This window comes from Pediococcus ethanolidurans, from assembly GCF_964062635.1.
Classification (GTDB): Bacteria; Bacillota; Bacilli; order Lactobacillales; family Lactobacillaceae; genus Pediococcus; species Pediococcus ethanolidurans.
Window position 1 is genome coordinate 185,775 of the sequence record NZ_OZ061250.1, and the last position, 18,641, is coordinate 204,415.

Consider the following 18,641-nt stretch of genomic DNA (forward strand, 5'->3'; position numbering starts at 1 on the left):
CTATTAAAGATTGGAATAAATGATTAAGCAATGCGAGTTTTGCGAGCGCGCGCTGCTTCAATTTGAAAAGCTTTTTCAGGTGTTTGGTACTTTAAGATACGTCGTGGTAGTTGGTTGAGACGTGCTTCAACCAGGGCAACAGTCTTAGGACTAATTGTATCTAATGAATATCCTTTAGGTAAATAACGTCTAATCATGCGGTTATGAGTTTCATTGGTTCCTCGTTCAGAAGAACTATACGGATGGGCATAATAGATATCAGCAATGCCAGTTAAAGCTTCTTCCAAGGTTGTGAACTCCGTTCCATTGTCAGCGGTAATGGATTTGATCAGATCACCAAATTCAGCACAAATCCCTTTAATGGCATAGGCTACGGAGTCAGCATCTTTGCCTTCAATCAAACGAATAAAGTCAAAACGAGTTTTACGTTCAGTGAAGGTCAATAGGACACTTTCATGGCCACTACGTTTACCAACCACGGTATCAATTTCAAAGTGGCCAAATTCTTTGCGCTTGTCGACACGCTTAGGTCGTTCTTCAATACTTTTACCAATCAAACGTCGATGTTTATGCGACCAGTGATGTTTCGTACGCCGTTTGGTTTTCTCAAGCAAATCAAGATTGCGGACTTCTGATAATTGCGCATCAATATAGTTATAGAGGGTTTTAGTGCAGACCATCTCTGTACGCTTAAATAAATGATGTTTGTGGGCGAAGCCAACTGCTGCATCAGGTGACCAATGATCTTGATGGAAATGATCATCAAAGTAGGCCAAAAAATTAGTAATGTGTTTGAATTTTAATGGTCGATGACAGTGCTGACGATTCATTTCATAACGAATTTGAGCTGTATCAGGAGCATAGATATTGAAGTACTGTTCTTTACCATTAATCTTCTTTACCTGTTGAACACAGCCACATTTGAGTTCGTTATTGATAGTTTGATGGCAAACACCAAGTTCCGTCGCAATTTGACGAGCAGATTTGCCTGCAGCAAGCAATCCCGCAATTTTTCCACGTTCAATTGGTGTTAAATGATGACCCTTTGAGTGAGATATGGTAAGCTGTTCTTGCGCCAAGACGAAAACCTCTTTCATTGTTTAGTGTAGGAACTTCAATGATACCTGATTTTTTCGTCTTGGTGTCTTTTTATTTGACCATTTTTACAAGGTGGCTAACTTGATTATAAAATCTGCGCCAAAATTAAAATGAATAGAAATTTGAATTAGTTTTAGCTCTTCTTTTCCGAATTTTTAATCAAAATTGAAAGCATCAAACCAACAATTGCCACAAGAAAGAAAGTGAAAAACACAGCTCGGTACCCCATCTGATTGGCAATTACTGCGTGGTCGCCTGCAGATAAATGACTTTGAGTAACCGCCGCCAAAATAATCGTTGCGACGGCAACCCCTAGTGAACCGAGAATTTGACGAACCGTTGTAATAACTGCGGTTCCGTGTGAAATCAAACTATCTGGTAACGAATTAGCCCCTAAGGTCATTGCTGGCATCATAACAAAGGCATTTCCACCTTCGATCAACATGGCTAAAATAATCATAGCAATCAAGCCTATGGAACTTGAGAAAATAAACAGAATTCCCCAACCCAAGGTAATCATACTCATCCCCATCAAAAGTACCCTTTTGAATCCAAACTGATCGGCAAGCTTACCAGTAACTGGATTTAATAAACTCAAGAATACGGCTCCCGGAACGAGTGCCATCCCTGACGCAAAGGGCGATAGATGGAGCACTTCTTGATAATAAAGCGGAAAGATAATTGTTGTTACGATTAAAGCGATATAAGAAAAGCCGGTTAGCAAAACTGCCAAATCATAGTTAAAAGTTTTAAGTACCCGTAACTCCAACATGGGTGTTTTGATATGAAACTGTCGATACACAAAGTACGCTAACATAATCAAACTAACGGCTAGTAATCCAAATTGCTCTGACCAATTGACATTAGCTTTTCCTAGTTGATTAATGACAAATAAAAGGCCAATTAATCCCAAAGAACTAATTACTGAAATAAAGTCTAAATGATTCGGTTCTAAATCCATGACGTTTGCAATAAATTTAAATGATAGCAGAAAAACAACTGTGATAATAATCGCAAAAATCACAAAGAGTCCCTGCCATGAAGTGAATTTTAACACCACTCCAGAAATGATTGGACCAACGGCTAATGCGGATCCCATTACGAGTCCAACAATCCCCATCGTTACACCACGTAATTCTTCAGGTGTAATGGTCAACATCACACTTTGATAGGCTGGAAATAGAATGCCTACACCCATAGCCTCTAACACACGTCCAAACATCATTAGGGGAAAATTAGGTGCAAACAAAATCACAATTGTACCAACATCAAACATAACCAAAACTGCCTGAAAGAGCCGTTTAAATGGCACGTTGCTCAACAACCACGGACTGATTGGCATCATAATACACATCACTAGCATAAAACCCGTTGTTAACCACTGGATTGTGGGTGCCGTGACCCCAAAATAACGCATCAATGTTGGATATGCTGTAGATAAAGACGATTGACTAATTGACATGGTAAAGGTTCCCGCTAACAGAATTGCGACAAACCAATTATGTAATTTTTTATTTCCCTTAAAAATTTTATTTTGATCTTTCATCAAACCACTCCTCACTAACTTATGCCAAAGTTAGAATCATTTTAAATCGTATTAATTGTATTTCATATTTAGACAGGTGTAAACTACGTCTGGAAATTGCATTTAAAACAAACCTAACTAGAGTTGAATGAATCTTAAAAAAGTGATTAAATAAATTGTACTTACTAATTGTCATCAGTGAAAAGAAAGAAGGCTTAGATTTGGCAAATACAGACGTGGATGAGGCACTCACAGCTTTACAAAGCAGACGCATTCGAATGACACCTCAACGTCGGACAATCTTAACCTACTTAGTCACACATCATAATCATCCTACTGTTGAAACCATTCATGAGGCCTTAGAACAAACAACGCCTAATATGAGTTTAGCTACAATCTACAATACCTTAAAATTATTTGTTGATTTGGGGATTGTTATTGAATTAGCAAATGGTGAAGATGGCGTGCATTATGATTACTACAGTAAACCTCACTATCATGTGATTTGTACTAATTGTGGCAAAATTGCAGATGTTTTTTATCCAGATTTTCAAAAAGACGCAAAAAAAATGGAAAACGAAGCTGCTCAACAAACTGGTTATCAAATTACTGGAAATCGATTTGAAATATACGGTCTATGTCCTGACTGTCAAAAAAAGAATGCTTCAAAAGGTAAATAACTTTTGAACATTCTTTTTTCAGTTGTTCGGTTCACTTTCTTAGGACAATTTCTCAAACCAGCTCAAAAATTTAAGTCAGACTCCTACGGGATTACGATCCCGCATACACCCGTCTTACATTTTCTGGGCTAACCGATTTGATCCGTTCACTTTCTTAGGACAACTCCTCAAACCAGCCCAGAAAATATAAGCCAGCCTTCCGCGGGATTGCGATCCCGCATACGCCTGGCTCTTTGATGTTTTTTTTCGCTAAGCCTTAGGACGGCTCAATAAAGCAAATAACTAGCACTAAGCACGCCTACCGTGGGATTACGATCCCACTCCGTCGCGCTTAGTGCTAGTTATTTACCGCTTTATTTCGCCCACTCTATCTTACCTGTGCCGCCGTCATTATCGCCACTTTATACACGTCTTCTTCACTCGCTCCTCGTGACAGATCCGACACCGGCGCATTCAATCCCTGCAAAATTGGTCCTATTGCCTCAAAATGACCCAATCTCTGCGCAATCTTATAACCAATATTTCCAGACTGCAACTCTGGGAACACAAACACCGTCGCATGGCCCGCTACCTTTGATCCCGGTGCCTTACTTGCACCCACATCTGGCACAAACGCCGCATCAAACTGTAACTCACCATCGATTTCTACCTCTGGTGCCTTCTCTTGCGCCAACTTAGTAGCCTCCTGCACCTTCGCAACCATATCACCCTTAGCCGACCCCTTCGTTGAAAAACTCAACATTGCAACCTTAGGCTCTATATCAAAAATCTCCGCCGTATGTGCACTTTCCACCGCAATTTCAGCCAAAGTGGCGGCATCTGGGTCGATATTAATTGCTGTATCCGCAAAAATATATCGTTCATGATTTCTCTGCATCACAAATGCACCACTAATTCGTTTGACACCTGGCTTCGTTTTAATAATTTGAAGGGCGGGACGAACCGTATCACCAGTTGGATGAATTGCACCTGAAACCATTGCATCCGCCTTATGCAAATAAACAAGCATTGTTCCAAAGTAATTTACGTCCATTAACATCTTTTGAACTTCTTCAACCGTGTTCTTACCTTTACGACGTTCAACTAAGGCATCTACCATCGCCTGCTTATCAGTTTCTGGATAAGTATCCGGATCAATAATTTTAATCCCTGCTAGGTCAATATCTTCTTTAGCTGCTTTCTCTTGAATAGCAGTTACTTTTCCAAGCAAGATTGGCTTTACCAAACCTTGTTGTGCCAAGCGTGATGCAGCTGAATAAATACGAACATCCTCACCTTCTGGAAATACAACCGTTCGATCTTGTCCTTTAATCTTAGCTTTTAATCCTTCAAATAAATCCATCGTTAAATCCTCCTCGCAAATTTTTATAGCCTTTATCGCTATGTTTAGTCTTTGTTTTCTTGTTTAAAACGTTCAACTTCACGTGCAATTGCTAACTCTTCATTCGTTGGGACAACTAACACCTTTGCCTTAGAATCTGATGCACTAATATCACGTAATTCACCCTGAACTTGATTTCTTTCATCATCAATTTTAAGGCCAAAATAATCTAATTCATCAACAATCATTTTACGAACTAGCATACCATTTTCACCAATGCCAGCGGTAAACACCAACGCATCAATTCCATGCATTTCAGCAATATAAGCACCAATATATTTCACAATATTGTTCACAAAAATCTCAACCGCCAATTCAGCTCGACGACTCTTGTGACGCGCTTCTAAAACGTCACGCATATCAGAAGAGATTCCTGAAATACCTAGTAATCCTGATTTAGTATTTAAAATTTTGATCATTTCGGAAAAATCTGTAATCTTTAGTTTCTCCATTAGATAATTAACTAAGGAAACATCAATATCTCCTGAGCGAGTTGCCATGGTAATTCCTGAAACTGGCGTGAATCCCATGGAAGTATCATAAGATTGACCATTTAAAATGGCATCAATCGAAGAACCTGCCCCTAAATGTAACGTAATCATTTTTAAGGAACTTAAAGGTTTGCCAAGTAACTTAGCCGCATCCAAAGCTACGAATTGATGACTTGTTCCATGTGCACCATATTTACGGGCACCATATTTTTCGTAATATTCATAAGGAATGCTATATAAATAATTTTTAGGTGGTAATGTTTCGTGAAACGACGTATCAAAAACGGCAACACTTGTTACGTTGGGAAGAACTTTTTGCATCGCACGGATTCCAAGCACATTAGCTGGATTGTGTAATGGTGCATATTCCGATAAGCTCTCAATCTGCTTAATCACTTTTTCAGTAATAAGTACTGAGCCTTTAAAAATTTCGCCACCAGCGACAACGCGGTGTCCAACTCCAGTGATCTCGTCATAACTTCTGATAATTTTTAAATCAATTAGTGCATTCAGAACAATATTCATGGCCACTTCGTGATTTTTGACTGGCTTTTCAATACGGATATTTTGTTGATCACCATAAATGATCGTAAATGTAGAGCCGTCAATTCCAATTCGATCTACCTGTCCGCTTGCTAATACCTTTTCACTCGGCATTTCAAATAGCTTGAATTTAAATGATGAACTACCTGCATTAATCGCAATTGTTTTTTCCATAGTTAAAGCCCCACTCTTATTTTCTATGCCTTCAATTCTTTTTTACAACACTTTCACTTTAACGCGTTCGGCACAAATTCTCAATGTTCATTAACATAAATTATACCTTATTGTTTTGAATATTAAAACTCAATACATCTAAACATTTAAAAAAAGAGATTTATTCTATATAGGGTTAACTTGTATAGGATAAATCTCTCTAAATTTAAATAACTTTGATTATTTATTTGTTAATTTGCTTGCAGCTGCTTCATCAAGAATAACAGTTACATTGTCATGGTTTTGAAGAATGCTTGCTGGTAAATCTGGTGTGTCAGGTCCTTCGATCATTCCTTTAACAGCATCAGCTTTTTCTTCACCGTAAGCTTCCAACAAAATGTGCTTAGACTTCATAATTGAAGCTAATCCCATTGATAAAGCTTCCTTTGGCACATCTTTTTCATGTGCGAAGAAACGTGCGTTGGCATCAATAGTTGATTGCGTCAAAGATACGCGATGAGTGCCGATTTCACGAGAAGTTCCAGGTTCATTAAAACCAATATGACCGTTACGGCCAAGACCCAAGATTTGTAAATCAATTGGGTTATCTTCAATAACTTGATCATAACGTTTAGCTTCTGCATCAACATCTTTAGCTAAACCATTTGGTAAGTATGACTTCTTAAATGGTTTCTTATTGAATAAATGTTCATGCATAAAGTAATTGTAACTTTGGTCGTTGTCAGCAGCTAAACCAATGTATTCATCTAAGTTGATTGAAATAGAGTCGCTGAAATCAAGGTCACTAGCAATGATGTCATTGTAGGTTGTGATTGGTGTACTTCCAGTAGCTAAACCAAAAGTATGTGCACCGTTCTTCTTAGCGTCGGCAAAGATCTTGTATCCTTCTTGTCCACCTTCAACTTCATTTTTAACAGTAATAATTTTCATAATAGTCTCCTTTTTGTATATAGTGTCTATTTTGCGTTCGCAAAATCCAATCTCCAACCGGATGTCCATTCGAACTACGCCGCACCCCGGCTAGTCGAACTGGCTCCTTTTTGTATATAGTGTCTATTTTGTGTTCGCAAAATCCAATTCATATTGGTATAGCCCAATTATATAATCTCCTCATTTGAATTGCAAGGGTATAGACCAAAAAAATCAAAATAAATTTGTTAGTGTAAAGCTTTACTAGAAAAATGAAAAAAGTCTTTTCATGATGGTTTTAAAGGTTGAAAGTATTAAAATCACTTCAGTAACTGCTGTTAACCGACTTAGTATACAAGAAATAGTTTAACTGCCGTCCTGCGATTCACCCGGTCTGGAAGGGGGTGCGAGTTCTTGCGGTTGGTTTTTGCCACAAGAACTCGCACTACGTTCCAGCCCAAATTTGCTGGAAGACGGTATTTAAATCTAATTTTGTCACTACAAACGCTTTTGTATCAGACAATGAGATGTGTTTTTGTGCTTTCAACATTTAGATAATAGTTTTAAAGGATGGTGTGAGTTTATTTTAATGCAACAACCCGTAATGCCTGGATATTTTGGTGAAGTTTGTTTCGTAAGATTTGAATAACAGGTGGAGTGGAGGTGTTGGTGAAAGAGTGTGTCGATGTCACTTAGCGATTTATCGCTTAGAGACATGGGAAGACTGGAGAGATCCACTTCTGGCCTGAAGAGCAAGAAGTTAGCTCGTAAGCGACCCACACGGCCCCGTTTCAACGCCGGAACGGAACAAAAAAGTAGTTAAAAACATACATAAGATCTAAATTAGTTGCCGAAATTTATGTTTACCGATATACTGAATTCGTATACAAATACAGGGGTGCTGGATCTAATCCGGCTGAGATAAAAACTAGTGGTTTTTGACCCTCGAACCTGATATGGATAATGCCAGCGCAGGAAGTTTACTTATAGTGATAATCAAAGAAGGCCTTTATACTACCTATTTTGATTACCATTTAAACATGCAATCAAAAGCTGGCGTATTGTCGTTAGCTTTTTTATTTTGTTTCAAGAAAGGAAAATATAATGAATACAAGTGTTGCTATTCAAGTTTTACCTATGTTAGAAGACGATCACAAAGTTGTTGCTGTTGTCGATAAAGCCATTGAGTACATTCAATCTACTGGCGTTTCATATGAGGTGGGTGCGTTTGAAACCACCCTTGAAGGTGATTATGATCAACTTATGGAAATTGTTAAAAATATCACCAAAATTGCGGCTGAAGCTGGAGCTCCGCAAGTAATGACTTATGTCAAAATTGACTACAAATCAGAAGGTAAGGTTCTAGGTATTCATGAAAAAAAGGACAAGTATCAACATTAATTTTTTACCAGTTCTGGTTATTATTATTTTGCTTATCATTTGGCAATTAGTCAGTTATTTTCAGATTGTTCCTACTTTTATGCTACCCTCTCCTATTAATGTTGTTAAAGCATTTATAGCTGACTTTCCTTTATTGATGTCAAATGCAGGGGTTACCTTACTGGAAGCATTCTGGGGGTTATTACTAGGAGTTATTGGGGGCGTTTTGATTGCCGTAATCATGGACTTGTTTGAGCCACTTTATAAAGCAATCTATCCGCTCTTGGTAATCAGTCAAACGGTTCCCGCTGTGGCTATTGCGCCGCTTTTAATCTTATGGTTTGGCTATGGCATGCTACCTAAAATTGTTTTGATCACGATCACCACTTTTTTTCCAGTAGCAGTCGAAATGCTTACCGGTTTTCGTGCAACTGATCGTGATTTACTGCATTTGATGAAAACTATGGGCGCAACCAAATGGAAACTATATTACTATGTAAAATTCCCTAATTCTTTGAACCACTTTTTTTCCAGTTTAAAAATTTCTGTTTCTTACGCTATTGTAAGTGCCGTAATTTCTGAATGGGTCGGTGGTTTCAGTGGCCTAGGTGTCTACATGACCCGTGTGATGAAGGCCTATGCCTATGATAAAATGTTTGCCGTAATTTTCTTAATCTCGGCAATGAGTCTGCTATTAATCTGGTTGGTAACTCTTATTCAACATAAGGTCATGCCCTGGGAGGCTGTTAAAAAATGAAACATTCCAAGAATTTTTGGCTCTACTTAAGTGTAAGTATGTTATTAATGCTAATTTTAGGTGGTTGTCAAGCGCGTTCTACAAAAACCAGCACACACACAATCACGGTTGTCCTTGATTGGACACCGAATACCAATCATACCGGTATGTACGTTGCCAAACAAAAAGGTTATTACAAAAAATACCATCTCAACGTGAAGTTTGTGCAACCACCTAAAGATGGTGCTGAACAACTTGTAGCCAGTGGTAAAGCACAAATCGGAGTTTCTGCTCAAGACACTTTTGCGGGTGCCATTGCACGGACAGATCCGCTTCCCATTACAACCATTGGAGCCATCATTCAACATAACACTTCAGGAATTATGTCACGTAAAGCAGATAACATCACTTCACCTAAAAAAATGATGGGCAAACGTTACGCCACTTGGGACTTACCAATTGAACAAGCAACTATTAAGCAAGTCGTTAAAGATGACGGTGGTCAGTATAGCAAGATTAAAAAGATACCTAATAATATTACTGATGAAGTTGCCGCATTAAAAGCGAAGCAAGCCGATTCAATCTGGGTATTTTACGGTTGGGCTGGGGAGAATGCTAAAGTTAAAAACTTTCCCATTAATTACTTCTCGTTTCGCGCTTTAAATAAGGTTTTTGATTACTACACCCCAACACTAATTGGGAATAACCAGTTTTTAAAGGCTCATCCAAAATTAGCAAAAGATTTTATGAAGGCAACTGCACAGGGTTATAACTATGCAACAAAACATCCCCGTCAGTCTGCTAACATTCTAATGGATCAGGTTCCTGAGCTCAAAAGTAATCGTAAATTAATTTATGCTAGTCAAACCTATCTTTCTAACCAATATTCATTAGGTAGTAGCCAATGGGGTAAGATTTCTAGCTCACGTTGGAATCGATTCTACCAGTGGCTGGATCAACACAAACTGGTTTCCGTAAAACTCAAAAAAAATCAAGGTTTCACTAATCAATATCTCCCTAAATGAGGTTTTAACCATGTCGTTATTACAAACAAATCATATTTCTAAATCGTATCCTGACCATCAAGTACTCAGTGATATCAATATTCACTTAGATCAAGGTGAATTAGTCAGCATTCTTGGAATCAGTGGTATCGGGAAAACGACTCTTTTTAACATTATTGCCGGCTTGCTCTCACCTGAAAGTGGTCAAGTCATCCTTAAAGATCAACCCATTACCAATACAACTGGTCAAATTAGTTATATGCTTCAAAAAGATTTGCTGCTACCCTACCGAACCATTATGGGAAACGTTATTTTGCCAGCTTTGATGCAAGACATCTCCAAAAAAGAAGCTGAAGCAAAAGCCGCACCACTTTTTAAACTTTTTGGCTTACAACATACTGAAAAACTTTATCCACAAGCCCTGTCTGGTGGTATGCGTCAACGAGCCGCTTTACTGCGTACTTATATGTTTAATAAAGAAGTTGCATTGTTAGATGAACCCTTTAGTGCGTTAGATGAAATCACTAAACATCAGGTTCATAGTTGGTATTTAAATTTAATGAAAAAAATTAATCTATCAACATTATTAATCACGCATGATGTGGAAGAAGCCATCTTATTATCCGATCGAATTTACCTTTTAACCGGTACACCAGCAACGATTACACAGGAAATTTCAATTGATGCTGATCTTAAAAAACAACCTGATTTTGAGCTCAGTACCGCATTTTTGAACTATAAACGCAAAATTTTAAGTTTACTGTAAATTCAGTTACTGAGCGAATTTCAATTAACCAAATCTTTTGCTTTCTATAACGTTTTAGTTTATATTTTAGTTGAAGTACAGTTAAGTATCATTCTAATAAATACTTCTAACTATAAACTTGTGCCTATTGCATTCAGCTTTCCAAATAGCACAATGATTAATATCTAAAGGAGCTGTTATTTATGGCAAGTGAAATTGTATTATTTAATCCCGGCGATTCGCTAGGAAACTTTCATGATTATAATGAGGCTGTGCGTAGTGGTCAGCTGTACAAACATAAGGACGAAACTCCCCATGAACTCGTCATTGCTACCGATCCTAAAAACGATGAAGAATATTTAATTTTTTATGCAAAAGACGCAGTTGATCCTAACAACAAGGATAAATCTGGCACTAAATACAATATTTCTAAACACTTATAAGATGTAATCATTCTATGACAAAAGGAGGACTCACTATGACTTTTGCCGACCAGCTAATTAAACAACGAAAACGAGCCGGCTACACAAGAAGCGCCCTAGCCAAAGAACTGAACGTTAGTTTGGATCAAGTTACTCAGTGGGAACACGGGGACTCTGAACCAAACTTAGCTGTTTTACGTCATTTACACAAACTTTATGAAATTAGCATGGATGAACTTATTTTAAATGAAGCGCCAAATCAGTCAGTGAGCCCTTCTCGATGGTTAGCACAGATTGATAAGGCCTTAAAACAAAAATAAGCATCAAATCCACCAACAGAAAAAAATTGAGAGCGAAAAAGACATTTCTTCACTCTTTTTTTATACAAAAAAATCGATCATAATTATAATAATTACGATCGACCTCTTTTAACACTACAATTTAGTAGACATCGACATTTGCGCCGAACTCAGCCTCTAAATCTTCAAGCAGTGTATGTTTTTCAGACTTACATTCTTTTTCAGAATATTTAATAAATAAAACCTCGCTTTATGGTTTGCCTAAGCAATCACAACTATGCGATAAAGTTTACTGTTTTTGAACATTAACAGCTTGTGGTCCACGGTCGCTGTCTTCTACATCAAAAGTAACTTCTTGGTTTTCTTCCAATGTCTTGAAGCCGTCGCCTTGGATTGCTGAAAAATGAACGAATACATCGTCACCATTTTCGCGATTAATAAAACCGAATCCCTTATCAGGGTTAAACCATTTAACTTTACCTTTTTCCATGTGAATGAATCCTCCTAGCGCAGTGCGCTTTTTTAATTTTGTATCCCACGAGCCAATTACGAAAGGAGCCGTCCTCTTTAAAAATTCGAACCCTTAATAACTAAACTGATAAAACACATTAACATAACCTTAACAGTAACTGCACGTTAATACAAATAATAAGCCCTCTAAGTACTCAATTAAAAGCTATTGTTTTGCGTCCTATAGCCAGGTATGATAGTTGTAGGGAAGTGAGTTATCATGAATACTTTTTTTGCGCTCTTAATTTTGGGCAGCGTCTTGGGGTTTATAATTTTGGAGATTATATCCCTCTACAATAAGATTACGCACAAATTTCTTTTTCATGTGCCAACTAATACATATAAAAATTATGTTCTTGGTACATTATTACTTTTTTGTGTCGCTATTTTTGGTTTTCAAAGTACCGATCCTAAACCAGCAAACACGGCACCCCCTGTCAAAAAAATTTATAAAACAAAAACAGTGGGAAAAGCAGAATTAAATTCGGCGAAGCTTCGCGCCTATGAGCTTGCCAAAATCTCATCAAAAGTTTCTTCACAATCCGAGTCTGTTGAAGAATTATCGAGCAAAGTGACAGCAGCCAAGAAAACTTCTTCAAAAGCTGCTTCTTTGCGTCAAGACTCCGAAAGTCGTTCTGAAAGCCTTCAATCAAGTGATTCTGTACGCCGGGAAAAAGCTGCTTCTGAAAGTGAAAGTGCTGCACGAACTTCAAGTTCAACCAGTGCCAAGCAAACATCTACAAAGAATGATTTGGATACGACTACCAAACAAAAAATTATTGGTAATAAAAATTCCAAAATCTACCATATTCCCGGACAAGCTGGCTACCACATGAATTCACAAAATGCTGTGTATTTTCAAACCGAGGCTGAAGCCCAAGCTGCGGGATATCGAAAAGCAAAAAGATAGCAAGGAGAAAAAATTATTATGTTTATTGGAATCATATTTTTAATTATTGGCCTCTTTGCCATCGTGGTAGCCTTCCATCAACGAAAAGATCGTATTTGGTTTGCTTTATTAGTGATAATCACACTTTTATTGAGCTGGAACCAGGCTGGAACCTATGCACGTCACAAATATTTTCATTTAAATAGTGTCATGTCAACTAAAGTTGTGACCAAGGTTAATTCCAGCGCCAAGAAATTGGCGAACTCTCTAGAAACCAAAAATAATAAGTTGAACAGTTCTTTATCATCTCAATCGGCTTCATTAAAGAAAAAAGCCGGAAGTCTTCATATTAGTCTTGCTAAAAATCAATCCAGCAATGGAACTTCTAATGCACAAACTACAGACAGCACTGAATTAGCTGCTAAAAAATACACAGGGCAACAAACCATTACCGTCAATCAAAACAACCCTAGTTTTTCAACAGCAGATCTCTCGACAAACAAGGGTGCTTGGCAAACTTATGGCAATTTAGATCGCAACAACCGCGTTTCGGCTGCCAATGCACTTTTAAATAAAAGCTTAATGCCTAAAACGGAACGCGAAGCTTTAGACGTTGATCCCACTGGCTGGCATAATAAACGAACCAGTAATGGCTGGTTATACAACCGTTGTCACTTAATCGGCTATCAATTAACGGGGCAAAACAATAATGCCAAAAACTTAATGACTGGCACACGATCTTTAAACGATCCAGAAATGACGACCTATGAAAATCAAGTAGCAGATTACGTAAAAGAAAATAAAAATCATTACGTTCGTTATCGTGTGACTCCCATTTTTCGAAAAAACGAGCTAGTTGCCCGTGGGATTCATATGGAGGCACAATCAATTGGAAGTGATGCCGTTCACTTCAATGTTTACATCTTTAACATTGAAGCAGGCTACACCATCAATTATCAAACAGGAACTAGTGTTAAGAAATGAAAATTGTTTTTCATATTGACGAAACATCAAAATGGCAAACAGTACTGTCAAATGTAAGCAATACCCTAACGTATGCTCAAGATCATCATGAACACATTTCAGTCGTAGTCGTGGTAAATGGATCAGCTATTACCGAATACGTAACCGAAAATATTCAAACTTTTATCAATGATCATAAGACATCAGTTGCTTTTCATGCCTGTCAAAATGCCATGATTAGTCATCATATTACAGCAGCACAGCTCCCAAAAAATGTTAAAATTGTCCCAGCAGGTGTTATTGATTTAGCTGAATTACAGGATCAAGGTTTCCGCTATATTAAACCTTAGTTTATTGTTGAATTGATTTAACTTTCAATGACTAAAACGCTTTAATTCTATGTTTTGCCGTCTAGTATTCAAGATCGTGGTAAGATAATAATCATGAGCTTAAAATGAAAGGCGAAAAAATCATGGAAAACAACCGTTTTACTCAAAGCGATCAGGTTTCAAAAAAAATTATTCTGGCAATTGTTGGAACCGGAATGATGTCCTTTTGTGGCGTTCTTTTAGAAACTTCTATGAATGTCACTTTTCCAACTTTGATGCGTCAATTCAATGTTTCCGTCTCAAATGTACAATGGATTACCTCTGGATACTTATTAATTGCCGCGCTTGTAATGGCGCTAGCATCTTATATTCATAAACGGTTTAAGCTAAAAAATATTTACACCGTTTCAGTTGTCCTTTTTATTCTGGGACTTTTGCTTTGTGTCTTTGCCCAAAGTTTTCCCGTACTCTTGGCAGGACGCTTAATTGGCGGTATTGCAACTGGGCTGACCACTCCATTAATGTTCAGCATTATTAATCATGATATTCCGATTCAAAAACTAGGACGGTATACCGCGATTGGTGCGATCATTATTTCAATGGCCCCCACTATTGGACCGACGTATGGCGGACTCGTTTCCTATTACTTTGGTTGGCGACTAATTTTCTGGATTGTCCTTCCAGTTTCAATTATTGCGGCTATCATCGGCATTTTAAATATTGAACAAAACCGCAATACACAGCATCCCAAACTAGATATTTTAGGGTTCGCCTGGATTGCAGCTGCGTTTATCTTAATCGCCCTTGCCTTTAATGAAGCTTCTACGCATGGCTGGGCAAGTACAGGCTTCTGGTTAATGTTAGTGATTGGGCTACTATCGGCCGGATTGTATGCTTGGCATGCGATTCACGTCAAATCACCATTAATCAATATTAAGATATTTACGTATCAACCCTTTGTTCTTAGTTTTCTTGCGTATGCGCTTTGCCAGTTGATTAATCTAGGAATGAGCTTTTTACTTCCTAACTTTGGTCAGTTAGTTTTAGGCAGTAACGCACTATTAGCTGGTTTCCTCTTACTACCAGGAAGCGTATTACGAATCTTTATCATGCCTTGGGGTGGCAATCTGTTGGATCGCAAAGGACCGTCGCTACCAATCCTTACCGGTATCAGTTGCATCCTTGTTTCAGGAGTTTTGTACTTTTCGTTCATGTCATTTTTAACGATTCCACTGATGACATTTTTCTACGTTTTCTATAGCGTTGGTTTTTCATTAACCTATAGTAATACTTTGGCTAACGGAATGAGACAACTACCGATGCATTTGAAAGATGATGGTAATGCAGCTTTCAATGCCATTCAACAATACTCTGGTTCGATAGGAACCTCCCTAATGGCAACTTTGATCGCTATTAGCCAAATGAATGCACAGGCAATGTCCGAAAAAGAAGCCATTGCGCGTGGGAGTTCTCATGATTTTATTTTACTAATCATCATGTCGATTGCCCTATTAGGCATTCAAGGTTTAAATTTTAAAATTCAAAAAAACACAGCGTCAAATAAGTAACTTAAAGGCAAGTCGAACCTAATCGACTTGCCTTTTTGTCTGAAAATTTAAAATTTGACGTATCGTGATACGATAATATTAGAAAAAAATAGAGGTAAAACTTATGCAAACAGATCAATTTATTCCCAATAATCAAGTTTCAAGAAAAACCATTTTCGCCATTATTGGTACTGGTGTCATGTCCTTTTGTGGCATTTTATTAGAAACAGCCATGAACGTTACTTTTCCCACACTGATGCATGTTTTTGGTGTCTCAATTTCAGCCGTTCAATGGATCACTTCTGGTTATTTACTAGTGGCTTCACTCGTCATGACACTGGCTTCATACATGCATAAACGCTTTAAACTTAAACAAATTTTTGCGTGGGCTGTATTGCTTTTCTTTGTTGGTCTGTTTCTTTGTGTGAGTGCAACCAACTTTTCAATGTTATTGATTGGCCGACTAATTAGCGGAGTTGCCACTGGTATGACTACGCCACTTTTATTTGGAATTATCAGTCATGATATTCCCGTTCAAAAACTTGGTCGTTACATGGCAATTGGTGCGATTATCGTTTCAATGGCCTCTGTGGGTCCGACATATGGTGGAATCATCTTATACAGTCTAGGGTGGCGTGCCATTTTTTGGATTGTGCTTCCACTTGCGCTTATCGCAGCCGTAATTGGCCTGTTAAATATTCAACAAACTCGACCGCTTCAAAAACCACGCTTAGATATCATGGGATTTTTCTGGTTAGCCGGCGTATTTGTACTCATTTCACTTGCTTTCAATGAAGCCTCTATTCATGGCTGGAATAGTTCAAATTTTTGGGCTTTTTTAATCCTTGGTCTGCTTGCGGGTGGTCTGTACGTCTGGCATGCCCATCATTTTGCCTTTCCATTAATTGATATCAATATCTTTAAGTATCATCGTTTTGTTTTAAGTTTTGTTGCTTATGCACTTTGCCAATTAATTAACATTGGCATGAGTTTTCTACTTCCTAATTTTGGTCAATTAGTGCTCGGTGCAAATTCGTTACTAGCTGGGTTGCTGCTGTTACCAGGTAGTTTGTTACGATTGGTTCTAATGCCTTTTGGTGGCGTTGTCTTAGATAAACATGGTGCTGCGTTACCAATCCTAACTGGAATCAGTGCTTCACTTATTTCCGGCATCTTGTTCTTTAGTTTTCAAGCTAATTTAACGATTCCTCTAATGACCATTTTCTATGCACTTTTCAGTGCCGGATTTTCATTAACTTTCAGTAATCTTCTTACGGATGGAATGAAACAACTGCCCAGCAAACTAAAGAGCGATGGTAATGCAGCTTTTAACGCCATTCAGCAATATTCAGGATCTATCGGTGCTTCATTGATGGCCACGTTTATCTCCATCAGCCAAATGAACGCCCATGGTCTTTCATCAGTAACTGCAACTGCACGAGGAAGCCGAAATGATTTTATTCTGCTGATTGGCATGGAATTGATAATGTTATTCCTTCAACTCATTGATTTTCGAAAACAACGTAAAATAGCAGTAATGCGATAATGTTCGCGTTTTATTTTGATAATATCAACTGTTAGCCGGATTACTTATGATTACATCGTATGAGTATGCGCTTTGAATACTTTTTTCCACCGAGCTTTAGGACAGCTCCTCAAAGCAGCAAAAAAAATATAAGCAAGGCTCCCAGCGGGATACAATCCCGCTTCCACCTTGCTGCTTCTTTATCCTTTTCTCCGCTGAGCATTAGGACAGCTCCACAAAGCAAGCAAGTAAAAATAGTCACACCTTCCGCGGGATTGCGATCCCGCATACGTGCCGACTTCTCTATGCTTTTTCCGCTGAGTATTAGGACAGCTCCACAAAGCAGTCAAAAAAATATAAGCAAGGCTCCCAGCGGGATACGATCCCGCTTCCACCTTGCTTATATTTTTTTGACTACCGCTTTGTTACGCTCACTAGGTTCTTTTCCACCAACTTCTCCGCAATCTGCACCGTATTCCAAGCCGCGCCCTTCAACAAGTTATCCGACACCACCCACATATGGTAGTTGCCCGGATTCTCCTCGTCTGCTCGCACACGCCCCACAAACGTCTCTCGCTTTCCTTCCGCATAAATTGGCTGTGGATACAACTGCTTAGCCGGATCATCCTGCAATACCACTCCAGGCGCCTTTGCCAACAACTGCTGAATCTTTTCTCGGCTCGCATTCTGCTCATCTTTCACTTCAAAGTAAACTGCCTCGCCATGACCAATTCCCACCGGAACTCGCACACAAGTTGCCGTCACCTTAATAGCCTTTGCATCCATATCATCCAACATAATTTTCTTGGTTTCATGAATCATTTTCCATTCTTCATGCGTATAGCCACCATCTTCAAACACATCAATCTGGGGCAACAAATTAAATGCCAATGGATAATGTTTGGCTTCACCCTTCACAGGATAAATGGTACTTGTCATCTCTTCACCATTCAAATGCTGTTGTGCCTGTGCATTCATCTCATTCCACGCCTGCTGGCCAGCACCCGACGCCGCCTGATAGGTTGACACAATCACCTGTTTCAGCCCAAATGCCTGACGAATTGGTTCTAGTGCTACCACCATCTGAATCGTTGAACAATTTGGATTGGCAATAATTCCATGATGGCGTTCCAGTGCCGATTCATTCACTTCAGGAACCACTAATGGCACATCTGGATCCATTCGAAACGCACTTGTATTATCCACGCACACTGCACCACGTTTAACAGCCTCTGGCAAAAAACGTTTTGAAACTGCCCCGCCAGCAGAAGCCAAAACCAAATCAACACCTTCAAAAGAATCTGGGGTGGTCTCTTCAACCGTGATCGGATTCCCTTTAAATGCCAACTGCTTACCAGCCGATCGCGATGAAGCCAAAAATTTCACGGATTTAACCGGGATTGTAGATTGTTCTAATTGTTGAATTAAACGGGTTCCCACAGCACCAGTGGCCCCTAAAATTGCTACATTATATTCTCTCATCTAATTAGC

Annotated in this window: 19 protein-coding genes and 1 riboswitch; of the genes, 12 read left to right on the forward strand and 7 right to left on the reverse strand. The window is 38.6% G+C overall.

Translation table 11 applies throughout. The annotated features are described in order from the left end of the window. Positions 1-23: 23 nt before the first annotated feature. Both AB3219_RS00890 and AB3219_RS00895 read right to left on the reverse strand, forming a co-directional pair. Positions 24-1,097: an IS30 family transposase gene (locus AB3219_RS00890; protein ID WP_367369236.1), complete on the reverse strand. Its 1,074-nt coding sequence runs from the start codon at positions 1,095-1,097 to the stop codon at positions 24-26. A gap of 134 nt (positions 1,098-1,231) precedes the next feature. Next, positions 1,232-2,644: an MFS transporter gene (locus tag AB3219_RS00895; RefSeq protein WP_216753212.1), complete on the reverse strand. Its 1,413-nt coding sequence runs from the start codon at positions 2,642-2,644 to the stop codon at positions 1,232-1,234. 200 nt (positions 2,645-2,844) lie between these two features. Here AB3219_RS00895 and AB3219_RS00900 point away from each other — a divergent pair, with 200 nt between their 5' ends. After that, entirely contained in the window at positions 2,845-3,303 is a 459-nt protein-coding gene (locus AB3219_RS00900; RefSeq protein WP_216753211.1) for a Fur family transcriptional regulator, read from the forward strand. A gap of 367 nt (positions 3,304-3,670) precedes the next feature. Here AB3219_RS00900 and pta read toward each other — a convergent pair whose 3' ends face one another. The 3 genes from pta to AB3219_RS00915 form a co-directional block, all read right to left on the reverse strand. Continuing rightward, on the reverse strand, positions 3,671-4,645 hold the full coding sequence (gene pta / locus AB3219_RS00905; RefSeq protein ID WP_216753210.1) for a phosphate acetyltransferase: 975 nt from the start codon (positions 4,643-4,645) through the stop codon (positions 3,671-3,673). Between the two features lie 44 nt (positions 4,646-4,689). Beyond that, entirely contained in the window at positions 4,690-5,892 is a 1,203-nt protein-coding gene (locus tag AB3219_RS00910; RefSeq protein ID WP_260365566.1) for an acetate/propionate family kinase, read from the reverse strand. Positions 5,893-6,111: 219 nt separating this feature from the next. Then, positions 6,112-6,822, reverse strand: coding sequence for a glucosamine-6-phosphate deaminase (locus tag AB3219_RS00915; RefSeq protein ID WP_216753208.1), 711 nt, complete (start codon positions 6,820-6,822; stop codon positions 6,112-6,114). An 863-nt stretch (positions 6,823-7,685) separates the two neighbouring features. Continuing rightward, positions 7,686-7,796: riboswitch (TPP riboswitch) on the forward strand. A gap of 109 nt (positions 7,797-7,905) precedes the next feature. On the opposite strand from AB3219_RS00915, the gene AB3219_RS00920 reads away from it, so the two are divergent. The 6 genes from AB3219_RS00920 to AB3219_RS00945 all read left to right on the forward strand — a co-directional run bounded on the left by AB3219_RS00920 (position 7,906) and on the right by AB3219_RS00945 (position 11,408). Then, a complete protein-coding gene (locus tag AB3219_RS00920; protein ID WP_216753207.1) occupies positions 7,906-8,202 on the forward strand; it encodes a thiamine-binding protein in 297 nt (98 codons plus the stop codon). Next, positions 8,174-8,938, forward strand: coding sequence for an ABC transporter permease (locus AB3219_RS00925; RefSeq protein WP_216753206.1), 765 nt, complete (start codon positions 8,174-8,176; stop codon positions 8,936-8,938). The genes AB3219_RS00920 and AB3219_RS00925 overlap by 29 nt, the downstream gene beginning before the upstream one ends. Beyond that, positions 8,935-9,942 (forward strand): ABC transporter substrate-binding protein, encoded by a 1,008-nt coding sequence (locus tag AB3219_RS00930; RefSeq protein ID WP_367369237.1) that lies wholly within the window; start codon positions 8,935-8,937, stop codon positions 9,940-9,942. The genes AB3219_RS00925 and AB3219_RS00930 overlap by 4 nt, the downstream gene beginning before the upstream one ends. A gap of 10 nt (positions 9,943-9,952) precedes the next feature. Beyond that, positions 9,953-10,687 (forward strand): ABC transporter ATP-binding protein, encoded by a 735-nt coding sequence (locus tag AB3219_RS00935; protein WP_216753204.1) that lies wholly within the window; start codon positions 9,953-9,955, stop codon positions 10,685-10,687. Positions 10,688-10,869: 182 nt separating this feature from the next. After that, a complete protein-coding gene (locus AB3219_RS00940) occupies positions 10,870-11,109 on the forward strand; it encodes a hypothetical protein (protein ID WP_057806018.1) in 240 nt (79 codons plus the stop codon). 35 nt (positions 11,110-11,144) lie between these two features. Beyond that, a complete protein-coding gene (locus tag AB3219_RS00945) occupies positions 11,145-11,408 on the forward strand; it encodes a helix-turn-helix domain-containing protein (protein ID WP_216753203.1) in 264 nt (87 codons plus the stop codon). A gap of 268 nt (positions 11,409-11,676) precedes the next feature. Here AB3219_RS00945 and AB3219_RS00950 read toward each other — a convergent pair whose 3' ends face one another. Further along, complete coding sequence (locus AB3219_RS00950; RefSeq protein ID WP_057749326.1) at positions 11,677-11,877, reverse strand: cold-shock protein; 201 nt, start codon at positions 11,875-11,877, stop codon at positions 11,677-11,679. A 240-nt stretch (positions 11,878-12,117) separates the two neighbouring features. Between AB3219_RS00950 and AB3219_RS00955 the strand changes: the two genes are divergently transcribed. The 5 genes from AB3219_RS00955 (at position 12,118) to AB3219_RS00975 (ending at position 17,171) form a co-directional block, all read left to right on the forward strand. Further along, positions 12,118-12,807, forward strand: coding sequence for an Ada metal-binding domain-containing protein (locus AB3219_RS00955; protein ID WP_216753202.1), 690 nt, complete (start codon positions 12,118-12,120; stop codon positions 12,805-12,807). A gap of 18 nt (positions 12,808-12,825) precedes the next feature. Beyond that, positions 12,826-13,770: a DNA/RNA non-specific endonuclease gene (locus AB3219_RS00960; protein ID WP_367369238.1), complete on the forward strand. Its 945-nt coding sequence runs from the start codon at positions 12,826-12,828 to the stop codon at positions 13,768-13,770. Further along, on the forward strand, positions 13,767-14,099 hold the full coding sequence (locus AB3219_RS00965; RefSeq protein ID WP_216753200.1) for a DsrE family protein: 333 nt from the start codon (positions 13,767-13,769) through the stop codon (positions 14,097-14,099). Before AB3219_RS00960 ends, AB3219_RS00965 begins: the two co-directional genes overlap by 4 nt. Before the next feature lie 122 nt (positions 14,100-14,221). Beyond that, positions 14,222-15,646 carry an MFS transporter gene (locus AB3219_RS00970; RefSeq protein ID WP_367369239.1) on the forward strand — a complete coding sequence of 475 codons (1,425 nt, stop codon included), beginning with the start codon at positions 14,222-14,224 and terminating at the stop codon, positions 15,644-15,646. A 103-nt stretch (positions 15,647-15,749) separates the two neighbouring features. After that, the gene (locus tag AB3219_RS00975) at positions 15,750-17,171 is read left to right on the forward strand and encodes an MFS transporter (protein ID WP_216753198.1); all 1,422 of its coding nucleotides are present in this window, start codon (positions 15,750-15,752) and stop codon (positions 17,169-17,171) included. Positions 17,172-17,564: 393 nt separating this feature from the next. Here AB3219_RS00975 and AB3219_RS00980 read toward each other — a convergent pair whose 3' ends face one another. Then, a complete protein-coding gene (locus tag AB3219_RS00980; protein WP_216762671.1) occupies positions 17,565-18,632 on the reverse strand; it encodes an aspartate-semialdehyde dehydrogenase in 1,068 nt (355 codons plus the stop codon). Positions 18,633-18,641: the final 9 nt, after the last annotated feature.